Source organism: Bradyrhizobium sp. IC3123 (assembly GCF_020193625.1).
In the GTDB taxonomy this organism is placed as follows: domain Bacteria; phylum Pseudomonadota; class Alphaproteobacteria; order Rhizobiales; family Xanthobacteraceae; genus Bradyrhizobium; species Bradyrhizobium yuanmingense.
Map to the genome: position 1 here is coordinate 1 of NZ_JADYVF010000077.1, position 381 is coordinate 381.

The following is a 381-nucleotide window of genomic DNA, read 5'->3' on the forward strand; positions in this document are numbered from 1 at the left end:
CCGCATGCCAGCCGCGCAACCAGTGCAGGTCCTGGTCGAGATAGGCGCGTATCAGCCCCATCTCCGCTTCGCTCAAACCACGCAACTCAAGCTCCGTGGGATGCTCGTCACGCAGGCGCTCGGCCGTATCCGCTTCATCCAGAGCCAGGGCGAGACGCTGCAGCAGCCTCTCGTACAGCCCACCTCCCGTCACACTCGCGCGTTGCAGCTCAGCCATCGAACACCTCTGAAGGTACCACTGGGCAGCCAGCCATCGACGGCCCATAGGGCAAGCTTAGCGTTCCCGTTCGGCTGAACCGCCCCCGGCGACAAACGGCGCGGGCTATCGACAGGAGTGGGGGTCATGTATGCTACGAGGCTTTCGAACAGTCACGTCTAAGT

General features: G+C 63.3%; 1 protein-coding gene. It reads right to left on the minus strand.

Annotation, left to right across the window (positions count from 1 at the left end; all coding sequences use genetic code 11):
- On the minus strand, positions 1 to 217 hold a 217-nt coding region (locus I6F20_RS37705; RefSeq protein WP_225131625.1), incomplete at its 3' end, for a hypothetical protein.
- Positions 218 to 381 lie beyond the last annotated feature (164 nt).